The 24,885-nt window shown below is 36.1% G+C and carries 22 protein-coding genes; 4 read left to right on the top strand and 18 right to left on the bottom strand.

Annotation, left to right across the window (positions count from 1 at the left end):
• Window positions 1-130 precede the first annotated feature (130 nt).
• From N0K80_RS03995 to N0K80_RS03915, 17 genes are all read right to left on the bottom strand, one after another.
• Entirely contained in the window at window positions 131-1,546 is a 1,416-nt protein-coding gene (locus tag N0K80_RS03995) for an MDR family MFS transporter (protein WP_269023848.1), read from the bottom strand.
• Window positions 1,547-1,734: 188 nt separating this feature from the next.
• Window positions 1,735-2,370 (bottom strand): TetR/AcrR family transcriptional regulator, encoded by a 636-nt coding sequence (locus tag N0K80_RS03990; RefSeq protein WP_269023847.1) that lies wholly within the window; start codon window positions 2,368-2,370, stop codon window positions 1,735-1,737.
• A 114-nt stretch (window positions 2,371-2,484) separates the two neighbouring features.
• Complete coding sequence (gene codA / locus N0K80_RS03985; protein ID WP_269023845.1) at window positions 2,485-3,723, bottom strand: cytosine deaminase; 1,239 nt, start codon at window positions 3,721-3,723, stop codon at window positions 2,485-2,487.
• A gap of 134 nt (window positions 3,724-3,857) precedes the next feature.
• On the bottom strand, window positions 3,858-4,004 hold the full coding sequence (locus tag N0K80_RS03980; RefSeq protein ID WP_169787607.1) for a hypothetical protein: 147 nt from the start codon (window positions 4,002-4,004) through the stop codon (window positions 3,858-3,860).
• Between the two features lie 183 nt (window positions 4,005-4,187).
• Window positions 4,188-5,096: a phosphogluconate dehydrogenase (NAD(+)-dependent, decarboxylating) gene (gene gnd / locus N0K80_RS03975; RefSeq protein WP_269023843.1), complete on the bottom strand. Its 909-nt coding sequence runs from the start codon at window positions 5,094-5,096 to the stop codon at window positions 4,188-4,190.
• Window positions 5,097-5,173: 77 nt separating this feature from the next.
• A complete protein-coding gene (locus tag N0K80_RS03970; protein WP_269023842.1) occupies window positions 5,174-6,382 on the bottom strand; it encodes a PTS sugar transporter subunit IIC in 1,209 nt (402 codons plus the stop codon).
• A 77-nt stretch (window positions 6,383-6,459) separates the two neighbouring features.
• Window positions 6,460-7,455 (bottom strand): D-2-hydroxyacid dehydrogenase, encoded by a 996-nt coding sequence (locus N0K80_RS03965; RefSeq protein ID WP_269023841.1) that lies wholly within the window; start codon window positions 7,453-7,455, stop codon window positions 6,460-6,462.
• 388 nt (window positions 7,456-7,843) lie between these two features.
• Window positions 7,844-9,178, bottom strand: coding sequence for a NosD domain-containing protein (locus N0K80_RS03960; protein ID WP_269023840.1), 1,335 nt, complete (start codon window positions 9,176-9,178; stop codon window positions 7,844-7,846).
• 34 nt (window positions 9,179-9,212) lie between these two features.
• Window positions 9,213-10,085, bottom strand: a complete 873-nt coding sequence (scrK, locus tag N0K80_RS03955) for a fructokinase ScrK (protein WP_269023839.1) — start codon at window positions 10,083-10,085, stop codon at window positions 9,213-9,215.
• A complete protein-coding gene (locus tag N0K80_RS03950) occupies window positions 10,085-11,497 on the bottom strand; it encodes a glycoside hydrolase family 32 protein (RefSeq protein ID WP_269023838.1) in 1,413 nt (470 codons plus the stop codon). The genes scrK and N0K80_RS03950 overlap by 1 nt, the downstream gene beginning before the upstream one ends.
• Before the next feature lie 66 nt (window positions 11,498-11,563).
• Window positions 11,564-12,544, bottom strand: coding sequence for a LacI family DNA-binding transcriptional regulator (locus tag N0K80_RS03945; protein ID WP_269023837.1), 981 nt, complete (start codon window positions 12,542-12,544; stop codon window positions 11,564-11,566).
• A gap of 108 nt (window positions 12,545-12,652) precedes the next feature.
• Window positions 12,653-14,017, bottom strand: a complete 1,365-nt coding sequence (locus N0K80_RS03940; protein WP_269023836.1) for an MFS transporter — start codon at window positions 14,015-14,017, stop codon at window positions 12,653-12,655.
• 242 nt (window positions 14,018-14,259) lie between these two features.
• A complete protein-coding gene (locus N0K80_RS03935; protein ID WP_269023835.1) occupies window positions 14,260-15,042 on the bottom strand; it encodes an alpha/beta hydrolase in 783 nt (260 codons plus the stop codon).
• Complete coding sequence (locus tag N0K80_RS03930) at window positions 15,042-15,401, bottom strand: hypothetical protein (protein ID WP_269023833.1); 360 nt, start codon at window positions 15,399-15,401, stop codon at window positions 15,042-15,044. The genes N0K80_RS03935 and N0K80_RS03930 overlap by 1 nt, the downstream gene beginning before the upstream one ends.
• 143 nt (window positions 15,402-15,544) lie before the next feature.
• On the bottom strand, window positions 15,545-16,414 hold the full coding sequence (locus tag N0K80_RS03925; RefSeq protein ID WP_269023832.1) for a sulfite exporter TauE/SafE family protein: 870 nt from the start codon (window positions 16,412-16,414) through the stop codon (window positions 15,545-15,547).
• A gap of 163 nt (window positions 16,415-16,577) precedes the next feature.
• Window positions 16,578-18,017 carry a 6-phospho-beta-glucosidase gene (locus tag N0K80_RS03920; protein WP_269023830.1) on the bottom strand — a complete coding sequence of 480 codons (1,440 nt, stop codon included), beginning with the start codon at window positions 18,015-18,017 and terminating at the stop codon, window positions 16,578-16,580.
• A gap of 2 nt (window positions 18,018-18,019) precedes the next feature.
• Window positions 18,020-19,939, bottom strand: coding sequence for a beta-glucoside-specific PTS transporter subunit IIABC (locus tag N0K80_RS03915; protein WP_269023829.1), 1,920 nt, complete (start codon window positions 19,937-19,939; stop codon window positions 18,020-18,022).
• A 199-nt stretch (window positions 19,940-20,138) separates the two neighbouring features.
• Between N0K80_RS03915 and N0K80_RS03910 the strand changes: the two genes are divergently transcribed.
• Entirely contained in the window at window positions 20,139-20,843 is a 705-nt protein-coding gene (locus N0K80_RS03910) for a GntR family transcriptional regulator (RefSeq protein ID WP_269023828.1), read from the top strand.
• A gap of 80 nt (window positions 20,844-20,923) precedes the next feature.
• On the opposite strand, the gene N0K80_RS03905 is transcribed toward N0K80_RS03910, so the two are convergent.
• On the bottom strand, window positions 20,924-22,078 hold the full coding sequence (locus N0K80_RS03905) for a YhgE/Pip domain-containing protein (RefSeq protein WP_269023827.1): 1,155 nt from the start codon (window positions 22,076-22,078) through the stop codon (window positions 20,924-20,926).
• A 165-nt stretch (window positions 22,079-22,243) separates the two neighbouring features.
• Between N0K80_RS03905 and N0K80_RS03900 the strand changes: the two genes are divergently transcribed.
• The 3 genes from N0K80_RS03900 to N0K80_RS03890 all read left to right on the top strand — a co-directional run bounded on the left by N0K80_RS03900 (window position 22,244) and on the right by N0K80_RS03890 (window position 24,873).
• Complete coding sequence (locus N0K80_RS03900) at window positions 22,244-22,891, top strand: TetR/AcrR family transcriptional regulator (protein WP_269023826.1); 648 nt, start codon at window positions 22,244-22,246, stop codon at window positions 22,889-22,891.
• Between the two features lie 307 nt (window positions 22,892-23,198).
• Window positions 23,199-23,438 (top strand): hypothetical protein, encoded by a 240-nt coding sequence (locus tag N0K80_RS03895; protein ID WP_146342616.1) that lies wholly within the window; start codon window positions 23,199-23,201, stop codon window positions 23,436-23,438.
• Window positions 23,439-23,457: 19 nt separating this feature from the next.
• Window positions 23,458-24,873: a glycoside-pentoside-hexuronide (GPH):cation symporter gene (locus N0K80_RS03890; protein ID WP_057974728.1), complete on the top strand. Its 1,416-nt coding sequence runs from the start codon at window positions 23,458-23,460 to the stop codon at window positions 24,871-24,873.
• Window positions 24,874-24,885: the final 12 nt, after the last annotated feature.

The following is a 24,885-nucleotide window of genomic DNA, read 5'->3' as shown; positions in this document are numbered from 1 at the left end:
TCAGTTACGCTTATAAAGCGCTATCAATAACCATTATAAAATATATTACGTCTATAATAAATTTTACATAAAGCAAAACACAATACTAATCACTATATTTAATGATTAATATTGTGTTTTTAATATTATTTTATTTTTTAACTTTATTCAAAGTTATCGTTACAATAAAACTGAGCGCTAGTATCCCTAATAACATCGTAAATGTTTGTCCATATGCTAATACCACATGATTTTCAAACGTAGCAGCAGTCGCCGTTTTAGCTTCACTAACTAAATTTTTACTTAAGACATTTGTTAACCAAACAACTGCTAAGGAATTAATAATTTGCATTGCTGAATTAATTAAAGGTGTTAGTCTCGAAACAACAGCCTTTGGTGCAGAACCAAGATTATAAGTACTAATCTGCATCATTGTCATTCCTTGTCCTAGTCCTAAAATAGCAATTGTGATTAACAATGTTGTTGTATCCGTTTGTAATGTTAGTTGTGTTAAACGAATAATTCCAATAAACATTAAGCCAATTCCGGGTAAAGCGGCAGCCCTAACTCCCCAACGATCAAATAATTGACCACCGATAAACATCCCTACAAATGAGGCGAGTGCCTGCGGTGCAATCATTTCGCCAGCATGCAAAGGGGAAAATCCTTTAGCTGTCTGCAAGAAAAGAGGGATTAACAAGGTTGCCCCAAATAATACAATTTGATTTAACCAACTAACTAAAATTCCTCTTCTAAAGCGATCAACCTTAAATGCACTTAATGCCATTAAAGGATGGTCTTGCTTGAGTTCAACATAAATAAATGAAAGCAATAAAGTAATACCAATTAACAATATTGATGTCGTTGTCCAATCCGTTAATGCATGGTCTCCTAAACGATGAACCCCATAAATTAATGTTACGAACGCTGAAGGCGAAAGTAGCGCACCAAAAATATCTAGACGTTCATTTTTAATTAATTCTCTTTTTGGTAAATACTTTAGCACGCAAATTGCCGCAATAATACCGATTGGTAAATTAATATAAAAAATGGCATGCCAACTCGCATAACTCAATAACCATCCGGCTAAAACAGGCCCTGCAATTGGTGCGATTACCATTGGTAAGCCCAATAATGCCATTAACGAACCACGTTTATCAGCTGGTACTAATTTCCAAGATTCTGCCATACCGATTGGTCCAACTAAACCACCTGCCATTCCTTGTAAACAACGGAATACAATCAACATTTCAATTGATTGCGACATTGAACAAAGAACGGAAAATATAGTAAACCATACAATTGCCAAAAAGATAACGCGCTTTGCACTAAATCGGTCAGATAACCATCCGGCTATTGGTGTAATAGCCGCTAGTGCAAGCGTATATCCCGTTACAGACCACTGTACCGTACTGAGTTTGGTTGAAAAAACATGTTGTAATGATGGTATTGCCACATTCATAATTGTTGTATCCATCATTGTTAACAACATCGCCAGGGCAACCGTTAATATTGATGGTAAAACCGCCTTTAAAGAAAATTCTTTTGTTTCTACTTTTGTTTTCAAAATTTAAAACTCCTTTCTAGAACATCGTTCTATAAAAAATACTCTAACACCGTTCTAGAAAAAAAGCAAACCTTTCTTCGTAAAAATAATACAATTAATTATCATAAAATCGCTTTAAAATGCTTCTTTACTAACTTGTAATTAAAATAAAAAATCATCGGTTAGCTGAGCTAACCGATGATTTCGATTTAATTATTTTGTTGTTGATCTAAACCCGCTATGATTGTTCGTAAACTCCAAGTTAAGGCCGCTTCTGTCCCCATTTGTTGGAATAATCCCTTCTGATAGAGTCTTTTTAAGATGGTAATCTGTGAACCTATCTGTTTATTTATCGCCAATTTTCCAATTGGCATTTGTGTTACATTTATTTTTTGAACTAAAAAATCACGTTCAAATGCTAAAATATAGTTCAATAAAATTGAAATAGCATTAAATTTTTCGCCATCACTCAATTTAAGGTCATCAATTACGACAAGAAGTTGTTCAGTTACCAACCAATAGTTATCGGTATCTGGCGGTAAACTAAGCATTAATTCTGCCGAATAAGGACGTTTTCTTAATTCTTGCGCCAATATAAGTCCATCTTGAAGTAATCGTTCTTGCCAAGTGCCACTCTTTTTAAAAGCTTTTTCAGCAGAACCTGCTACCTCATTTATCAATTCATTAAAAATGGCATTTTTATTTTCAAAATGCCAATATAATGTTGATACCGATAAATCTACCTTTTTAGCCAACTTGCGCATCGAAAAAGTTGCAATGCCATCTTCTGCCAACAACTCCCATGCTGCTTGCACAATTTGTTCTTGATTTACTGAATCTGCCATAATTGTTCACCTCTATATATAAAATTCTATCATAATTTAATTCCAAATAGAGAATGAATATATAATTCAACCTCATTTACTAAACTGATAATAATTACCTATGTTATGTATTTTTCAGCTAATATATAACTGCGTTTCTGCAGGCTTAGTCTCACTGATCACGTCTCCATTATGCACGGATAACATAACAGTTGCGCGCGTATTCAACGCATCATAAAAATTATCACTATCCATGATTACAAAACTAGCTGGTTTCCCAACTCCAATTCCGTAATGATCCATAACGTGCATCGCTTTGGCACCATTGGTTGTCACAAATCGATAGGCATCCATAATCTGGCTGTAACCCATGATTTGTGTGGCATGTAAGCCCATATGCAGAGCATCCAACATATTGCCGTTACCCATTGGATACCAAGGATCTTTAATATCATCTTCGCCAAAGGCAACATTTAGGCCATTTTCATCCAATTCTTTTACACGTGTTAACCCACGGCGTTTCGGATATGTATCAAATCGACCGCCTAAAAACATATTCACGAGTGGATTAGCAATAAAGTTCATGTCTGACATTTTTAATAAGCGCATTAATTTATATAAATAAGCATCATTATACGATCCCATCGCTGTTGTGTGTGACGCGGTAACCTTATCTTTCATCCCTGTCTCTAGTGCTAAGGTCGCAACTGTCTCCAGACTACGAGAACTTGGATCATCAATTTCGTCAGTATGCGCATCGAATAACAAATCATATTTTTGTGCTAGTTCGAAGGCAAAATGAAGAGATTCTACTGCATATTCACGATTGAATTCAAAATGTGGAATCGCACCAATCGCGTCAACACCTAATTCGGCTGCCTTCGTCATCAATTCTTTCCCATTTGGAAATGATAATATACCTTCTTGTGGGAAAGCGACCAATTGTAGCTCCATCCAAGGCTTCACTTCTTCACGCACTTCAATTAAGGCCTTCAAAGCAACTAACTCTGGATCAGTTACATCCACATGTGACCGAACGAATTGAACGCCATGCGCTGCCTGCATTTTCAAGGCTTTAACAGCACGTTCTTTGACATCTTCACGCGTTAACGTTTTTTTACGCTCAGACCAGATTCGGATACCGTCAAATAAAGTACCCGATTCATTCCATTCTGGCTCTCCAGCCGTAAGTGTTGAATCCAAGTGGACGTGCGGATCAACAAACGGAGGTAACATTAATTTATTCGTTACATCAATAACCCGCTCGTTAGATTTAGCCTGTAAGTTTAAGCCAATTTCAGTAAATATCCCATTTTCTACGCGGACATCTTGTAGTTCTTTTTCATTTTCAATATGTACTTGTTTAATTATCACGATTTAATCACTCCCTAATTTAATTCTTTCTCGTCTAAATTGTACCTGACTCCCGACAAATTTAATAATGATTCAGTGAAATAAAAAAAGATTAATTCCAAGAATACTCAGAATTAATCTTTGAACTTTTATAATTAGTTTTTTTCTGATTCTAATTTAGCTGATTCTTCTTCAATAAACTTGAAACCTGATTGTTTTTTTTCAGCTTGTGGATGTTTAGCACGTTCGTCCATTGCTTTTTGAGCCATTGCTTTGCGTTGTTCTTTACTCAACTTTGCCATTGCTATCGCCTCTTTTGATTTGGACAGTTAACTGTCTTTCAACTTCACTCTTAATTATAGTCCTCTTTCAGCAAAGTGGCACAAATTAAATAAATTTTGTCTCAAAAGTAGCATCACATTCTCAAAAAATCAAACGAGACATGGTCCCGCCAATTATCCATTTGTCATGTTAAAAATAATAGCCTACGATTTATCTACAACATGTCCTCCAAAGCCATGACGCATTGCAGCAACAACTTTACCTGTAAAGTTCGCATCAACGTTCCTCATCGATTCGTAGCGCATCATCACTGACAATGCAATAACTGGCGTTGGCACTTTACTATCGAGTGCTTCTTGTAACGTCCACTGCCCTTCACCTGATGAATGCATGCGTCCAAGTAAGTCATCCAAATGTGCATCATCAGAAAATGCATCTTCCACAAGTTCCATTAGCCAACTACGGATAACTGAACCATGATTCCATAATTTAGCTACAGCTTCATTATCATAATCATATTGGCCGCTCTCAAGAACGTCAAATCCTTCACCAATTGCTTGCATCATTCCATATTCAATACCATTATGCACCATCTTCAAGTAATGACCAGAGCCTGCTGCCCCAGTATAAAGATAACCATCTTTTTCAGAAATCAATTTAAAGATTGGATCAAGATATTGATTAAATGCATCCGCATCATCGCCACCAACCATAAAGTTCCCACCATTACGAGCACCTGATTGACCTCCCGATGTACCACAGTCAAAAAATCTCATTCCGGCTTCTGTCACGATTTTATTGTGTCTAAGCGAATCTTTAAAGTTTGAATTACCGCCATCAACAATTAAATCATCCTTATTAAGCAGTTCCGTCAATTTGACGATAGTTGCATCAGTTGGTACACCAGCTGGTAACAACAACCATGTAATCTTAGTAGACCCTAATTTAGAAACAAAATCTTCAAGGCTTGAAGCTGAAATTGCACCTGCATCTTTTGCAGCCTTTACGTTTTCAGGTGCCAAATCGAATCCAACAACCTCTATTCCATTATCAAGCATATTCTTTGTTAAGCTTAACCCCATCTTACCCAGTCCAATCATTCCAACACGCATATTAATAATCCTTCTTTCAATTATTTTTCTATATTTTTTATTTTCAATTAGATATTTTTATTAACTCACAAATCATGTTATAAGTCTTGTTGGAAATCCATTGGTGTATACAGTTTTAATAACTTACTAAATATGAACTGTACAACGAATCCTGCAACAATTGGCACAACCAACCATGCGAAGACGCCAACTAGTGGACTAATAAAATGATTCATAACTGATGAAGGCACTGTAGAATCTTTAACTATTGATTGGATAGGCGAAACTAATCCGATGAATCCAAAACCAGCAGTAGTCGGTGTCCCTTGAATGTTAAATAACGCAACGGGAATTCCCGATATAGCAGCCGATAATAAAAATGGCAACATCGTCACGGGTTTGGCAAATACTGAAGGCATCATTCCCTTCATTGCCCCCAATGCGATTGCAACGGTAACTCCCGGTTTATTAACTTTCCATGAATTAATTAATAAAACGATTGTTGTTGCGACAACACCCATGGCAGCGGCCCCGGAACCAATACCCGACAAACTAATTGCCAAAGCAATTCCGACAGTTGAAACAGGCGTAATAATAATGATTGAAAACGCCATAGCAATTAACATTGCCATTGGAATAGGCGCAAAATTTGTGAACATCTCAACCAATTCGCCAATCCACGCTGTAACATCACCAACATAAGGCGCAATCGTCTTACCAAGTAGGCCAACGCCACCACCTACAAGAATCGGACTTAAAATAATCGCAACTGATCCAAATCCTTTTAAATAATGGGCAACTAGCCAGACGACCACAACTGCGATAGATGCGACAATCATTGCATTAATAACATCACCGGACCCCGAAGCAATATAAGTATTCATGGGCACCACAGAGTTCACCCCTGTCACCGGATTTTCCCATCCGGCAGGTGCAACTGCCCACTTAATTGAACCTGATGCCACCATCGTTGCAATAGCAACAACACCAACATCTAAAATTTTCATTTTAAATTGTAAGGCAATGGCCATCCCAATTAAAAATGGAATTAACGATGTAAATAACGTTAAAATAGCACTTAAATCTGCGCCGAACGCAGTGATACCCAATCCTGAATACTTAATAATATATTTCATAACAGCTGATGGTAAAACACCAATCAAAATCCCTTGTGCAGAACCTGACAAGACTTTAAAAAAGAAATCTTTTAAATGTAAATCAGTTTGACCATTGAAAGCAACTGGTGCACTTTCTTTTGCCATACGTACATATTCTGTGTCTTTTTTTTCTTCAATTTTATTGGACATACTGCTTTACCTCTTCCCAATTTTAAAACTTGATAACCCCGTAACCTTTTTGCACTTGTTTAAAATAACTAAATAATTTAATATTCTACGAACGTTTCCGGTTTTTCACCTTTTCCAAAAATAACTGCTGCATCAAATGATTGTTGAACCATCTCTGAAACAGCCTTGGTTGTATAAAACGCTGTGTGAGGTGTTACCAATACATTTTTACGTGCAATTAAATCGGCAATCTTTTCATCTGGAAAATCTCGATTAGTCCAATCCTCGTTAAAAAGACCAACCTCATTTTCATAAACATCCATACCAAAACCTGAAATTTTCCCTGAATTTAATCCAGCTATAATTGCATCTACATCTACTAAATTACCACGAGCTGTATTTACAATAACAACACCATCTTTCATTTTTTCAATGGCTTCAGCATCAATCAAATGGTAATTCTCAGGCAATCCGGGAACATATAAAGATACAGCGTCAGCTTGTACGTATAATTCAGCTAACGAATCAACATATAGACCTTCGGACGCTAATTCAGCATTAGGATATTTATCGTAAGCAATTACTTTTGCACCAAAACCTTTTAATATATTGATAGCAACACGGCCAATATGTCCCGTTCCAATAATGCCGACCGTTTGCATACGCATTTCTCGACCAATAGTTGGTGCCCAGCGTAAGTTATGTTCGGCTACTTTAGCATCAAGTTCCTTCGTTTGTCGCAACAGGCGTGCTAATTGGATCATTGAATGTTCAGCAATCGCATTAGGCGAATATACGGGCACATTAGAAATATTGAATTTAAACTCGCGTGCTGCATCAAAATCAATATTATCCGTACCTACGTTACGCAACGATAAATTTGTCACACCAACATCAGCTAGTGCCGCTAATGAGTCACGGTTATAATCTAATTGCTGATAGACAACTACTGAATCAGCACCTTTAGCTAACTTAGCTGTTTCTGATGTCAGTAAATCCTGCGTATAATCCACTTGAATCTCCGGATTTATCACTTTCCATTCCTCAAGCGATGGTTTTTCATCATCACGGATACCATATGCAAATATTTTCATGTATTCTTCCCCCAAAAATTTATTAAATACGTTTCCAAACCAAAAATAAGTTAAAATTTTAACGATATTTTTGTCTGTCCGTTTGACATATTACTTACGTGATATCTCAAACAAACAATAACACCTATTGAAAGCGCTGTCAAAGATATCGTCTTTGTCTATTAGTTATTAATTATCGTTGAATCATTTAATTAATTCAAAAATAATCAATTGCTATAAGTAATCGTCCACATATGTATCTATTATTAATCATTTACTAATAAAATATTTACTTATACTATAAATATGTATCCCCTCGATTTATATAATTTGCTTTAATTGAACAATAAATAAGGTCTCAGATAACTAGAATTAACGTTATCTGAGACCTTATTTATTTCAAAAATTATTATTTTGCCGGAACAACTGGTGTTGCTCTAAAAGCATTTACAGTTTTATCCATCACGATTTGCTCATTAGTCCCTGAATCAAGAATGGTATTTTGAGTTGATGACTTCTCTACTAACACAGTGGTAACCGCAACTTTTTTTAATTCCTCTGTTGCCAACAATGCGTCTACTTGAGCAGAAAATGCGGAATCGCCACTCCCTGATTGAATTTCTGTAGCAACAACATTATTATTTGCAACGTAGTTACCGTGTCCGGCGGCAAGCCGAATAATAACTGGTGTTGCCCCAGCCGGTTTAAGTGCTTCCTGGTCAATCGTCTCTGAGAAATGGTTACCAATTATAGAATTATCGTTACCACTAATTGATAAGAGACCATATAAATCATCCAGTCCATTATCGCGATGTTGCATGGGTGCCCATGGTTCTTGGTCATGCAACATATGATTGGACGAAACTAAGATTTCAGAACAGTTTTCATCCAAAATAACCATACCCGGATAAAAAGCATGCAGACGATTATTTGTAACCGATGACTTTGTTACACCGGACAATGAGATACTGCTTGCACCTCGAGGAAAAATATTATTCGTGGTAACCAAAAGTCCACCAAAGTTTTCGGCAAAAATAGTATACCCATTAAATCCTGCACCCATTAAATTTTCTGTTACTTTAGATGCCTGACCCCAACCTCGTAGTTCAATGCAATTTCCACATTCGGCAATAAAATTATCATGAATCGTTAATGCATCAGCATTATAAATAGTCACGCCATGTTCTAAGTAAACAAAGCCCATTTCCGTAATTCGGAACGAATCTTGCGCACTTGCAACATAAATACCTGTCTTACCATTCACATACGTATTTTCTGGATTTTTTTCACCTGATCCGTCATCCACGAAGTGCAATCCATCAATATTAAAATTAGAAAATTCTACTGAACTAATCCGTGGATTACCCTCTCGAGCAACATAAAAAGCTGCACCATCAGATTCTTCGTCCGTTGTACTAGGATCAAGATCAACAAGAATACGACTCCCACCCGGCCATAATTCATGCAGATTTGCCCACTCATTTTCTGGTACATTAAATCGAATACTTGACGATGTAAACCCATGACCAGATCCCTGAATTTTAAGGAAACTAATATCAATTAATACTTGGGTCCGCAAATGATAATCAGCAGGTGGTAAATAAATGACTGCTCCTGGCTTACCATCACTACCAGATTGTCGCTGCTTAATGTCATTAATAATGCTATTAATCACTTCACCGATATCTTCATACGGATTTCCCACGGGCCACTCTGTTACATCATAATAATTTTTATTCGTCATTATATCGTCCTCCAATTTTTGTTTGAATACCCAATTATTCAGATAATAACTTTTCAGCTAAAGCAAAATTACCAACGTTAGCCGATCCATTATTAGCCACTTGTGGTGCCGTAATGTACTGTTCTAATGGTGGAACATCAACATAATCATTTAAAATTGCCTTGAATTCTTGGCGTACTTTCCCTAATAAAACTTCATTGGCAACACCACCACCAAAAACAATTTTATTTGGACGTAGACTTAAAGTTGTCTGAACGGCGGCCTGAGCAATGTAATAAGCCATAATGTCCCATGTTTCATCCGTTAGAGGAACGTCTTTACCTTTTTTACCAGTTCGTGCTTCAAATGTTGGTCCAGAAACGAGTCCCTCTAAACAATCACCATGAAACGGACAAATTCCTTTGAAATCAAGATCATTAGGGTGTCTTTTAACCAACACATGTCCCATTTCAGGATGACCAATACCACCAACTAGATGACCATTAATGACGGCACCAGCACCGACACCAGTTCCAATCGTATAGTAAACAAGTGAACTAATTTTTTCATTAAACAGCGTTGACATTGTATACTCGCCATACGCTGAACCATTAACATCAGTCGTCCAAAATGTTGGTACATCCAATTCATTTTTTAAAAATCCTAAAAAGTCCGTATCATTCCAACCTGGCTTAGGTGTTTTAGTGATAAACCCATATTTAGGTGACGTTTTTCTAATTTCAATTGGTCCAAAAGAAGCAACACTAAGTGCCCCAATTTCAAACTGCTTAAAATAATTAACAACTGCCGTCAAAGTTTCAGCTGGCGTTGTTGTTGGAATTTGAATTTGGTTTTCTACTCGATAGTCCTCATTACCAACCGCGCATACAAATTTTGTACCACCCGCTTCAATACTTCCTAATAACATTACATTTCTCCTCCAAGTTCATAAATTTTAATATCATAATTTGTGGAACCACTACTTGTCTCAATCGTAAGTTCTTTTTCATCATAAATGCGTTCAGAAAAACAAGCTTCGCCATTATTCACAAACAATTCTGCCGAACTATTGTCCATTAATAAATGTATATCCATTTGACCAGAAACCGTTATGTTCGTTTCTCGAAGTAAGTCATCGTTATATTTTTGTAAAGTTACTTTACCCGTTTCAGATCGATAATTAAGTTCTAGTAATAATTTCCGTTCGCTGTCTTGAACCTTAACCACAACATCGTTTTTCCCATCAAAATTTGCCAGATATTCAAAACTCTTTGTAGGCGCTTTAAAGGAAATTGTATTTTGTTCAGGATTAACAACATCTAACAACACTTTTTTACGTAATTTTTCAATTTCTTTGACAGGTGTCATTAATAATTTGCCAGCTTTCATCTTTAACTCTCTCGGAAATGTAAGCGCGCCTGCCCAACCGTCTTGTTGTTCTGGCATTGGACTTTCCCACATGTCCATCCATCCAAACGCAATTCTTCTACCATCGGGTGTAAGCATCGATTGCGTCGCATAAAAATCATGTCCAAAATCTAACTCAGTAAATTCGCCATGACTCAAAGTATGTGTATCTTCATCGAATTTCCCAATTAAATAGCCTGTTTGGAAAAAATTTCTATATTTTAATTCATCAGCCTTAATACCTTGTGGAGACATAATAAGGACATCTTGCCCCTCAATTTCAAAAAGATCAGGACATTCCCACACAAATCCCTCTGAATCAACAGACTTAGCCGTCGCAATAGGACCTAGATAATCCCACTGTTCCAGATTTTCTGAGCTATACATAATAACCCGACCCAGCCCAACTTCATTTTTACTACCAATCACAATATAATACTTACCATTTTTGTACCAAATTTTAGGATCTCTAAAGTCCGCAGCATTATCCGCGGGTGGAATTGAAATAACCGGATTTCCAGCATATTTTTGAAAGTTAATGCCATCGTCACTGAATGCCAAATTTTGATTTTGCCAGTAACTATCAGGATCATTTTCATCCTTCAAATTATGACCAGTGTAAATTAAGTAGAGACGATCATCTTTCACAATTGCGCTCCCAGAAAAGCAGCCATCTTTATCTTCTTTATCACCAGGAAACAGAGCTATCGGTAATCGTTCCCAATTAACCAAATCCTTACTTCTTGAATGTCCCCAGTGCATTGGACCCCATTCTACCGATTCCGGATGATGTTGATAGAAAATATGATAATAGCCTTTATAAAAACAAAATCCATTTGGATCATTCATCCAACCTGCTGGCGCCGTAATATGGTAATTTAATCGATATCTTTCATTTGTTATTTCTGGATAATTAACCGTTTCATTTTTCAAATTTAATTTCTCCTCACTCTGTATGTTAACCGGTTGTCATTTGTTTTAAATAAAAAACGTGCTTATTTACGCCGTTTCCCCTTTATACAATTGAACTGGTAATACAACTTGCATAGGTGTCTCTTTTCCTTCAATTTTTTTCATCAAAATGTCGACAGCTGTGTTAGCCATTAGTTCAATCGGTTGGACAATTGTTGTTAATTCTGGTTTAAACAGCCTAACGACATCTGTCCCGTCATAACCGACAACGAGTAAATCCTCTGGTACCCGTTTACCATATTCCCTAGCTATCTTTATAATCAAACTGGCATCTGTATCATTTGAGGCAAAAATACCGTCCACTCGTTTAAGATCCTCAAAAATCCCTTTAATTACTTTTGTTTTCTCTACTTCTGTCCAATTAAAATCAATCGTATACGTTACAGCGGGCAACCCGTGTTCACTCATTATTTGTTCGTAGGCTCTACGTCTATCCCGAGCAGGTGTCTCCAAGTCATAAGGACCGTTAGTATGAACAATCGATGTTGCTCCATGTTCCAATAATAGTTCTGTCGCCATCTTACCACCCTTATAATTATCGGAAGAAACAACTGGAATATCACCGTTCATAATTCTGTCAATTGCAACAATCGGTAAGTTCGTATTATGATACTCTTCAATGTCTTCATTATGGGCACCCACGATCAATCCATCTACTTGATTAGCCATCAATTTGCGTAAATAACTAACTTCTTTTTCTGGATCATTTTTTGAATTTCCTATAAGTACCTTATACCCTCTATTAAAAAGCTGTGTCTCCAATTGATAGGCCAGTTGTCCAAAAAAAGGATTCGCAATTGTTGGAAAAATTAAACCAATTAATTTTGTTTCTTTGCTAAACAACTGCCTAGCAACATCATTTGGTTGATAATTCAATGTTTTCACAGCATCACGAACTTTTTTAACCGTCTTTTCACTAAGGTACCCCCTGTTATTTAGTACTCTAGATACAGTCGTTTTAGAAACACCCGCTAATTCAGCGACATCATCAAGTTTTGGATTTTGCATTTATTTACTCCTAAGTAGTCTAATTTAAGTTAAGTCGTTACCGCTTAACTTTATGTACTCCTAGTTTAACATAAAACGCCCAAAACCCTTGTGTTCTGTATTAATTTTCTATGCCATATCTTGTTTAGCTAATTCTGCCCTAACTTTATCCTCATTCTTTTCAAATTTACCATAGAAGAACATGGGCACTGATGCAAGAATAAATAGAATGGCTGGGATCCAGACAAAACTTAAGTTAATTCCTAATAGAGATTGACTCGTTTGCGTATGATTAGGAATATACCCAAAGAATTGCATCACTTGTGAAGGAATAAATCCGCCAATCCCGCTACCCGCTTTGACACAGAATGCACTTCCGATAGCCGTTAAAAAGCCACTTGCTCTGATACCCGTTTTCCATTGACCAAAATCAACCGCATCGGCTAACATTAAGAATGGCATGGCAGCTGCAACACCTGTTCCAATTGATCCTAAACAATATAGAATAACAACCCACACTTGATTACTTCCAACTACCTGAAGCAACATATTACAAAGCGCACCCATTAAAAGTGCCCCAATTAGAACTGTTCGTTTATTTGTTCGTTTAACCAATAAGGGAATTGATACCATCCCTATAACTGCCACGACGGACAACGATCCCGCAACGGCCACCAATGATTTTGCATGAATGTTGTACTGGAAATAGTAAATCATGCCGGAACTCCTAACGGTTGTCCCTATCCAATAAAGTAAGTTAGAAATTACTAGCAAAATCCAAGGCCAATTACTTTTAGTTGCCCTAACACTTTGTCTTAGTGAAATTGATTTCGTAATAGTCGTATTAATTTCTCGTAAATTCAAAAAGGCAATTAAGAACGCAATTATTGAAACGATACCCAAAGCAATCATTGTGTATGAAAATCCTCTTTGGTCGTTACCTTGACCCAGTATCTGCACCAATGGTAAAACAACCCCATTAGCAACCAGTAACCCAACATTTCCACCTACCATTCGATATGAGTTCAATACGGTTCTTTGATCTGAATCATTTGTTAAATTAGGTAGGATCGATGTCATCGGTGTACTAATCCCAGTATATAAAATCCCCGCAATGACATAGACGACCGACGCATAAATAATTTTAGACGACCCCGACAGATTAGGCGTTGTAAATGTTAGCCATGTAAAAAATGCAAATGGGATACATAGCCATAAAAAGTACGGCCGACTTTGTCCCCATTTCGTGTGCGTATGATCAATTAGAAACCCCCAAATTGGTGCATCAAACATATCAACGCATCGCGTCACTAACAAGATAGTTCCCGCCACACCAATTCCAATTCCAAAAACATCCGTATAAAAATAGAGCAGATACGTACTGATACTGACGAATAAAATGTTACCCCCAAAATCTGTTAGCGAGTAACTAAGTTTTCGAAAAAGCGGTATTTCTTCAACTTGACTTGGATTTGCGTCTACTTTATTTTCCATTTTATTTACCCCATTCTGTTGTTTAATAAACGTTACATTCCAATTAAAATAGCAATTGCCTGGCTCAAATAGTTCCAGCATTAGGAAAGCGCTTTCCTAATGAATAACCAAATTATATACCGGTTTTATTTTTATGTCAACCGGTTGTCATAATTAATTTTAAGAACTTTTTTATTATTTATTTCAAAAAAAATAAACCTGAAAGTCCTCAATCAAGAAGGACTTTCAGATTTACGCTTTATTTATTTGTTAATATTTTCAGCCAAAAAGTTTAAAATATCAGGTTTCACGGCTTCTAGATACCCTTTAGCGTGCTCTGATCCAGTCATAAATCGTGTCGTTACCGGAATATTCAACTGCGTTAAACGTTCTGCGAATTTAAGGACACCACTGTTTGGAACAAACTCATTTAAAGAGTTCGCTAAAAACATTGGCCCGGTTGTTTCCGTAATTTTATGATAAGGTGTTGCAGCACTTGCTAAAGTTAAATCGCCGTTTAGATAGTTCAAACTAAACCATTTATAGAACGGATCATTGGCTCCATCTTGATTAATACCAGCCGTTTTTTGTAATACATCTAAATCTTTCGTTTGATTTTGAGCAGCAACAACATGTTGATGCATTTGTAACCACTCATCAAAATCTAATATACCGGATAAAGAAATAGCTGGGAATCCATATTTAATGCCCATTTCGACTGACATATTACCGCCAGCAGAAGAGCCCAAAACAGCTATATTATCTGCTAACTTTTGTTCCTGCAACCACATAACTAACTGATCCATATCATCCAAAGGTGCTGGATAGGTGTTCTCTGGTCCAATTCGGTAATTAGGTGCGACCACAAGATAGCCTCTCTCACCAAGAAACTCGCCAATATCCGATTCAGTTTTCTTGTCGCCACGGAACCAACCACCACCATGAATATCAATGACAGTCCCAATAATATTATCGGTTGGTTTATACATATCAAGTGTTAACTCGGCTTTATCGCCATATTTAATATCATATTTAACGTCAATCATTAGTCATTAGCTCCTAGTTCTTTAATCACTAGAATCTGAGCTAATAACTCATTTTTTGCTTTTTCGTAATTGTTCAAATCATCCTGAGTTGTAAATTTTGAATAAAAAGCATCCAATCCATTTGCTGCAAATTCATATTCAAAAACATAGAGACGATCATAAGCATCCGTAAACTTAACTAACGTTTCATGTTGTTTACCAGACAATTGTAACGCCAATTGGATTGTACGGAAGTCAGTGTAGGCCAGCTCAAATTGAACTGCCCAAGCGCGCATAAAATCATGTTTAGCAATAATATGCAGATAGTGATGCTCTGCCGTCCACTGTAATTTATCTAACGAATTTTTTACATCTATCATATTAGAATCCCCCTATTGATACATCATTTTTAATCCACGTACAGTGTAACTAAAAATTGTTCTCATAACCAATATTTCGACTCCATTTGTTTAAAAATAATCCCGTACATATGCATTAATTAACCCATCATATCTGCTTTTTATTAATCGATTGGTTTAGCTTTCTTATTTCCCAAATGTAAACTATATGCGGAATATAGTAGCACCACAATAACGATCCACTGAATTACACTAGTATCAATACTTTTTACTAAAAATACGGCAATTAAAACACCAATAATGCCAAAAACAGAAAATAACGTTATTTTTCTTGAATATTGATCTAATTTTATAAATTGCATACTTCCAATTGGCAATGAAAATGCGCATCCACCCATCATGATTGGAAATGCAGCAATTGGATCCATCCCCATTGCATAGACGGTTGCCATCGTTAAAGAAAATGAGCCGATTCCAATATTATTCAATGCGCCATAAACGAATAATAAAAACCCGGTTACGACTAACTTCCAACCAAACAATTCTGTTGCCGTTCCGTTTGCGGCAATCAGCCCAACTTTACCCGCAACAATCAACGTTGTTGCAACAAGTAGCCCAACAATAACAAACGTTCTAATCGTATTTTCAGGTAGTTTAACGACAAACCTAGGGCCAATATAAGCCCCAATTACTTGGCAAACGATACAAACTAGTAACGTTTTAATACCAACGTTAACCGTCGTAATATAAGCCAATGACATAACAAAAATGGGAATAACGTCTTGCGCATTTAATGTTCCTGGTAATTTTTTCATTGAAACCCACTTGGCTTTTGGAAATATTGCAGTTGATATGGCAAAATCTGAAATACCGAATGTGGAAAAGAAAAAGATAACTATTTGTGATATTGGCGTCCAAATTGGATTCGCCGGTTCTTTCATTACATCCGCTTTATGTTTTAATAAATCACGTATAAAAAAATATATAAAAGTAAAATTAACAATAATAATAGCGATAATTAATAGTTTTTGCATTCTTAACTCTCCCTGTTCAACCGTAGTTCTTAAATTTTTTACGGAAAATATAAATTTATCGAATAATCTATTTTATACTATATATTCGTCCCTTTAAAGACCAAAAAGCTAAACACCAATGTAAAAATGGCGTTTAGCTTTTTATTAATTCTCTATTAATTTTTTAAAGAGTCAATCCATTTGTTTCAATTACGTTCTTATACCAAGCAAATGAGTCTTTTTTATATCGTTTCATTGTTCCTTTTCCTTCATTATCACGATCAACATAAATCATCCCGTAACGTTTTTTCATCTCACCAGTTGTAAACGAAACTAGATCAATTATTCCCCATGGTGTATAACCCAAGACCTCTACACCATCGTAATCAACTGCTTTCTCGATAGCTTGGATATGTTCCTTGATATAATTCACACGTTCAGGATCATGAATTGTATGATTTTCTTCAAGTTTATCAATTGCGCCAAAACCATTTTCAACAACGAATAAAGGTAATTGATAACGATCGTATAAGCGATTTAATGTATATCGCAATCCATCTGGATCAATTGCCCAACCCCAATCACTGGATTTAATATATGGGTTAGGAACACCATTAGGCAATCCGCCATTTACAACATTGCCCAGCTGGTCCGCCTTGGCGTCGGCTTTAACGACTGTTGACATATAGTAACTAAAACCTATGTAATCAACCGTTCCAGCCTTCAATATTTCTAGATCGCCTTCTTGAATGCCAATATTGTAGTTGTGACGTTCGAATTCTTTTAACGCATACCTTGGATATTCACCGCGCACATGAACATCGGGGAAAAAGAAACGTTGGTGCATCGCTTCTTCGGCGGCCATAATATCCTCAGGATCACACGAATAAGGATAGATTGGCACATGTGAAACCATACATCCTATTTCAAAATTAGGATTAATTTTTTTTCCCGCAATAACGGCTTTAGCACTCGCCAATAGTTCATTATGCGCTACTTGATACATAACTTCTTTTGGATTTTCATCTTTGTTAACGATAACTCCCGAATTAGTCCATAAAAAGATGGGATTATTGGTATCCATTTGATTATTAATTTCATTAAATGTCATCCAATATTTTACTTTTGATTGGTAACGTTTAAAACAAACTTTCGCAAAATTTTCAAAAAAATCAATTAGCTTACGGTTTCTGAAGCCGCCGTATTCTTTAGCTAAATGAAGTGGCATTTCAAAATGAGATAACGTAATTACCGGTTGAATACCTTTTTTTAGTAACTCATCAAAAACATCATCATAAAATTGTAATCCGGCCTCATTGGGTTCACTTTCATCACCCATTGGGAAAATGCGTGACCATGCAATAGACGTCCGTAGACACTTCAGTCCCATTTCAGAAAATAGCTGGATGTCTTCTTTATAGTGGTGGTAAAAATCAATTGCTTCATGATTTGGATAAAATTTATCCGCCTCTACGGTTTCCGTAATTTCTCGTGGAACACCATTTGCACCTGCAGTCATGACATCAATGACACTTGGACCCTTACCATCGGCATCCCAACCACCTTCAAATTGGTGGGCGGCTAGCGCGCCACCCCACAAAAAATCTTTGGGTAATTTAGACATTATTACTTTCCTCCTTTGGGAATTAATTCCATAATTGGTTCTCCATGATGGATATCATTCTGCGTATAAGCAATGACATCTTCATAATCATCTGAATTCGTCACAATCACAGGCGTCACCACTGAAAAACCTGCCGCTTTTATTTTATCTTGATCAAATTCAACAAGTAAATCACCCATTTTTACATAATCCTGGTCTTTAACTTGCGTTGAAAAATATTTTCCTTTTAACTCGACAGTATCCATTCCGATATGAATTAAAACTTCCACGCCGTCATCAGCTTTTAACCCGATGGCGTGTTGGGTATCCGTGGTCATAACAACCTGCCCATTAAACGGTGCGTATATCTTATTGTCCGTTGGATCAACAGCAACACCTTTACCCATTGCGCCAGAAGCAAAAACTTCATCTTTAACTTCAGTTAGCGCAATTACTTTTCCTGTTACAGGGCTGTTAACAACTCCTGGTGCATTTATTATTGGTGCGCTTAGAACTGGTGCTACCTTAGTTGGCGCATCGTCTAACTGTGCTTCCATAGTTGCTACTTCACTAACCGTTTCACCTGTACCAAATATTTGAACTAACATCACTGAACCAATAATGGCAACACTACATCCAATTACCATTCCAATAAATGAACTTGGAATCTTGGGACTAATTGCATTTACGATTGTTAACAAACTTGGTAATCCAGCATAGGCAAAGTAATTAGAGTTAAAGAAACTCGTAATTAATGCACCTACAGCTCCTGAAATACACCCAAAAATAAATGGTTTTTTAAATCTTAATGTAACACCATAAATTGCTGGTTCTGTAATCCCAAATAAACCTGTAATAAATGCTGAAAGTGAGATGTTTTTCAATTCTTTATTTTTAGATTTAATAAATACGCCTAGAACAGCACCAACTTGTGCAACAACGGCGATTGTTTGGAAAGCTTGGAACGAATCCATACCGTTCATTTTAAAGTTAGCCATAACCATTGGCGTCACTCCCCAATGAATACCAAAAATAACAAGTACTTGCCAGAAACCACCAATAATTACACCTGCTAAAGGTGGTGCAACAGTAACTAAGTAGTTATACCCTTTGGCAATTCCTTCAGCTCCAAGGGAAGAAAGTGGACCAATAATTAAAATAGTCAATGGAACCATGATCAATAAACATAATAATGGCACAACAAGTTCTTTTATAATTTCAGGAACCTTTTTATTTAAAAATCTTTCAAGATAAGATAAGATCCAAACTAAAAATAGAGGTGGCAATACTGATGATGTATAAACAGTCTGAGATAGTGGGATTCCCATAAAGTTAATACTTGTTCCATTCGCAATAGTTCCTGCCATTTCAGCCCATGTAGGACTAACTAACGCCGCACAACATGCAACAGAAATTAACGTATTTGTTTTAAAATGTTTAGACGCTGTTATAGCAATGAATATGGGTAAGAACGTAAATGGTGACCATGAAATAAAACTTAAAACCTGATATGTGCCACTTTTTGGGAAACTTGGCATGACCAAAGTAATTAATATTAGAATACCTTGAATAATACCTGCTGCCGCTAATATGTAAACAAATGGTGCGAAAACGGCGGACATCGTTGCGATAATCCGGTTCATTATGCTCATTTTTGGTGCTTCTACTTCTTCCACTTCAGAAGAGTCAATTAATGCCGAAAAGGCATCGTAAACTTCACCAACGTGTGGTCCAATAACGACTTGGAATTGTCCACCACTCTCAACAACAGTTATAACACCCGCCATTGCCGATATTTTTTCCTTGGCATCTGCTGGAACTTCATGTAATACCAGTCTCAACCTTGTCGCGCAATGGGTTGCCCCAGCCAAATTGGTTTCGCCACCAACTGCTTCTAAAATATCTGTTGCCAACTTCGTATAATCTCTAACCTTACTTGCCATATTTTCTCCTCCTCAGATAAAATAACTTATGAATAAATTTAAAAGCCAATGTATCCCCTTACAAAAACTTTTGTATATGTACATATTAATTGTACGTGTACAATTTGTCAATGCTTTTTTGTAACCCTTTTCATCTAGATGTACAAGGTAGATACATTGTTATACAATGAAGTTCACAGTATTTTTATGGAGGAATAACATGCTAAAGTATCAAGAAGTTGCCGATCGAATCGAACTTGCAATTAAAGACAAAAAATTAAGTCAGGGAACACGCCTCCCAAGTTTAAATGAACTTATATCAAAATATGATGTCAGTAAGACAACTCTTGTAAAGGCACTAACGACATTAGAAGATAAAGGTGTTATTTATCAGGTTCAGGGTAGCGGAATTTTCGTGCGCCGCCAAAAAAGAGATGGCTACATCGCTCTAATGACCAACATGGGATTCACAAAAGATTTAGAAAATAATAAACTATCCACAAAGGTAATCGATTTAAAGATTGAAACACCCAGCGCTGAAGTGGCAAGAGAATTAAATTGCGCCCCCGGCGAAGAGGTTTATTTCATAAAAAGAATTCGTTACGTCGACAATAATGTCCTCTGCATTGAACAATCATATTTTCGAAAAAAAATTGTTCCTTATCTTAACAAAGAAATTATTAGTGAGTCCATATTTAATTATCTGACGGAAGTCTTAAAATTAAAAATAGGTTTTTCTGACAAATATTTACGAACCGATATTCTTAAAAAAACAGAAGCAAAACTTCTGGAACTACCAAATAATTCACCAGGTCTCTACATTGATGAACTTTTTTACACGGCAAGCGGTGAACCATTTGACCTTTCTCAAACCATTTATAATTACAAACATGCCAATTTCTTCATTCAAAGTGGTCAAAAATAACTCTTTCAACATAACTAAAAACCCAAAACAATCACCTATAAAAAGTGATTGTTTTGGGTTTTTGTTTCATTAAAGTTATTCTATTTAGCTTCCATAACTTTAATTTTCTCATTAATTTCTCGTTCAACTTTTCGATGTTTAGGTGAAAAGCCTTCGGCGAAGAATAAAACCCCACCGATGGTCAGCACATAAGTTAATCCAACCGTTGAACTATTCCAGAATGAAGCACCATAGTAGAGGATGCTACGGGCACCATCATACAAGAAACGCATTGGTAACCATGGGAGAACCCAATCCTGATAAAACTGAGGGACCAGTGGTTGTGCCATTGCTAGTAACGGAATTGAGAAGAAAAGCAAGAGGACAAACACAATAACGCCTGGGAATCCGATCCATGTTAGTATTCCTGAGAACAACATGATAAAAGCAAAACTTGTGAACGATAAGAATGCTGCAATCGTCATAAAGTGTGTGAAATTAAATCCTAGTATCCAAGTTGCATATGTGGCCGTTGCAAACCCGGTTAAGATTGCAAGCGCAATTGCCGAAATAATGAATGCTGATTTAAAAGAGAATTTATGTTTCATTGATTTAAATTCCTTCGTATTTCCGGCATAGAATAGTAACAAACTAATAACCATGCTCGCAATCCAAACAGGTTGGAAGAATGAACTGTTTGCTGATGTTAGCCCCTTCGTTGAATGTCTAACCGTCGTCTTCACCGTAATGGGATTATTCAATTTCAACGCAGTAACGGCGGGGACACTAATATCTGCCTTAGCCATATTCGTTAAAATGCCAGCCGAAATACCACCACCAATTTTTGTCACAACGGTTGATAACGTTGACCCTAACGTTGTTGCCAATTGAGCATTCTTTGCTTCATTTGTCACAACAGTAACGTTAGCAACCCCTTTTGAAGTAGGATCAACTAATTTGCCAAGTGAAGAGGAGAAGTTTTTTGGAATCACGATAGCAGCATAATATTGTTGTTCATCCATTGCCTTCTTAAGGTCCTTATCGCTCTTAACAATATACCAATCTAACGCTTTATTTTTACTACCCATTAAATTTTCAACTATTTTATTTCCTTGCTTACCATCATCTTCATTGACGATAGCTACCGGAACATCCTTGAGCTCCGATTTAACAGATGGAATTTGCATCACAACCATGATGAATGTTAACAAAATTGAAACTAAAATGGCAAAACCTAAAAATTTATTTTTAAACATAAGTTTATTCCTTCTTTCTTTGAGTGAGCACTCAATCAATTACAATTATGATTATAACTCGTTTCAAAGTTTAGTCAACCCTAACTTTAAAATAATAAACACCAAAACAATAAGTTCGTCATTTGTTATCGCTGCCAATTGTGTCATAATAATAACAGCGATAGGATGGTGATAATTATCAAAAATTCTGAATTAAAACTATATGCCAACTCGGATTTATTCAAAGATATCACGGACAAACAGATGCAAATTTTAATTGCCTCAATCGAATTATTCTCAGAAAAAGGTTATGCAAACACAAGTACAAAAGAAATTGCCAAAAAAGCTGGTGTGGCCGAGGGAAATATTTTTAGTAAATATACCAATAAACGGGGGCTACTAGACGCAATTATTACGCCGGTTATTAAATCAATTTTGCCATCAGCAATGCAAGATTTATTGGATGAATCTATGAATCCTTCTAATTTAACTTTAGATTCGTTAATTCGACCATTATTAAAAAATCGCGTTATATTCCTACAGGAAAATGCTAAAGTTCTCAAAATATTTATTTCAGAATTACTCTATGACAAGTCTGTGGTTACCCAATTACTAGAAAATGCGCCTGCTCCATACTGGGCGGCAATTAATACAACAATTGATGCGTTAAAAGAGAAAAAGTTAATTGTTAATTGGGATAATCTTGAAATCCTCAAAGTTATCTGGTCGATTATTGGTGGAGTTGTTCTAGGTTACCTTTTATTTGATCAGCCACTAACAAAAGAAAGTACTGACCATTCAACTGATGCCTTGATTAATGCGCTTAGTATCTAATGACATAAAAAATAAGGAACAGGGATGGTCTTCTTGACACTCTCTGTTCCTTATTTTAATAGTCTCATTAAATTGTTATTTTGTTCGATCAACCCCTCTATTACCCCATTTCAACAAATATTTTCATCATAAATTTTGTGATTAGTATATATATTTCAAATTTTCAAGTATAAAGCGTTTACATTTTAGTAAAAGTTTAGTAAAATGTATTTGTTAACTAAACGAATGCGATTACATTGTTAACGCATAGCATTATTACAGCAATTATTTTTATCAAAAATCTATTATATAGAAAGAGGTTATTAGAATGAACACAAATAAATTAACGATTGACGCTGAACGATTTGCAGCCGCAATCATTGCCGGAAATCCTAAGCAAACAAACGAAGATAACAAGGTATATATCAAACGTCAATTAACGTTATACCTTGAATCAGTTTTGTTAGTTAATGATTTTAACTCTTTGGAAGAAAACCAATTAGGCTCTGCTAAAGAAAAACAACGTCAAGATATTTTAGATAAGATCATCGAACATCGATATAACTAATTAGAGGGGGTTTTAACAAATGAAAAATTCTAAAGATATTAAGCAATATGCTTCATATGCATTTGGTGCATTTGGCCACGATGCCTTTTATGCAACTCTTAGCACTTATTTTATGATTTTTATTACAAGTCAATTATTCGTTACAAAAGATGCTGGATTCAACGCCAAGATGATTGGTTATGTTACAACTGTAATGGTTGTTATCCGTATTGTTGAAATTGCATTTGATCCATTAATTGGTGGTGTTATTGATAATACACGTACTCGTTGGGGAAACTTTAAACCATGGTTGCTAGTTGGTTCAATTGTTAGTTCAATTGGCTTAATTATCATTTTCACTGACTTTGGTGGTTTAGCAACAAATAGTCCTTACCTTTACTTAATTCTTTTCGCAATTGTATATATCATTTTAGATAGTTTCTATTCATTTAAAGATATTTCATTCTGGTCAATGCTACCCGCTTTAAGTGTTGAATCAGAGAAACGGACTAAATTTGGGACTATTGCCCGTTTTGGATCAACATTAGGTGCTCAAGGTGTTATTATCGTTATCGTACCAATCGTTGTCTTCTTTTCAAAAATATTCTCAGGCACTCAAGGTAACACACAAACAAAAGCTGGTTGGTTAGGCTTTGCTGTCGTTATCGGTTTAGTTTCATTTTTAGGTGCTCTAGCAACTATCTTAGGAACTAAAATTGAAAAAAATGCTATTCGTGAAAACACTGAAAAAGTTCGTTTCCGTGATGTTTTCAAAGTTATTGGTAAAAATGATCAATTAATGTGGTTATCATTATCATATTTCTTATTCGCTTTTAGTTACGTTATTACAAATTCACTTTTGATTTACTACTTCAATTACATTTTAGGTAGTGCCGCAGCCTTTACAATTGTTGGGGTTCTAACAGCAGTCTTAGGAATTATTTCAGTTTCACTATTCCCAACTTTAGTTGCGTTAGTTCACCGTCGTGCCATTTACTTAGGCGGAATCGTAGTTATGTTATTAGGTTACATTCTCTTCTTATTCGCCGGTACTAACCTTATCGTTGTCTTAATTGCTGTTGGGTTATTCTTCTTCCCATACCCACTTGTTTTCTTAGCAGCATTAATGACAATTACTGATAGTGTTGAATATGGTCAATTGAAGAGTGGTACACGTAATGAATCTGTTACCTTAGCTGTTCGTCCTTTATTGGATAAATTAGCTGGTGCCTTCGCTAATGGTGTTGTTGGTTTTGCCGCAATCCATGCCGGTATGACAGGTAGTGCCAAACCCAGTGATATTACATCTAGTGGTCTATGGCAATTCAGAATGTACATGTTCTTTATCCCTATGGCATTGATGGTTGTTGCTGCTTTAATCTTTATGGCAAGAATTAAATTATCTGAAGCTAAGCATGAAGAAATTGTTAAAGAATTACAAAAGAAATTAAAATAATATAAAAAGACG

Source organism: Dellaglioa carnosa (assembly GCF_026948345.1).
In the GTDB taxonomy this organism is placed as follows: domain Bacteria; phylum Bacillota; class Bacilli; order Lactobacillales; family Lactobacillaceae; genus Dellaglioa; species Dellaglioa algida.
Note: the sequence above shows the minus strand (reverse complement) of the source record. Positions and strands in the feature narration are given on the sequence as shown.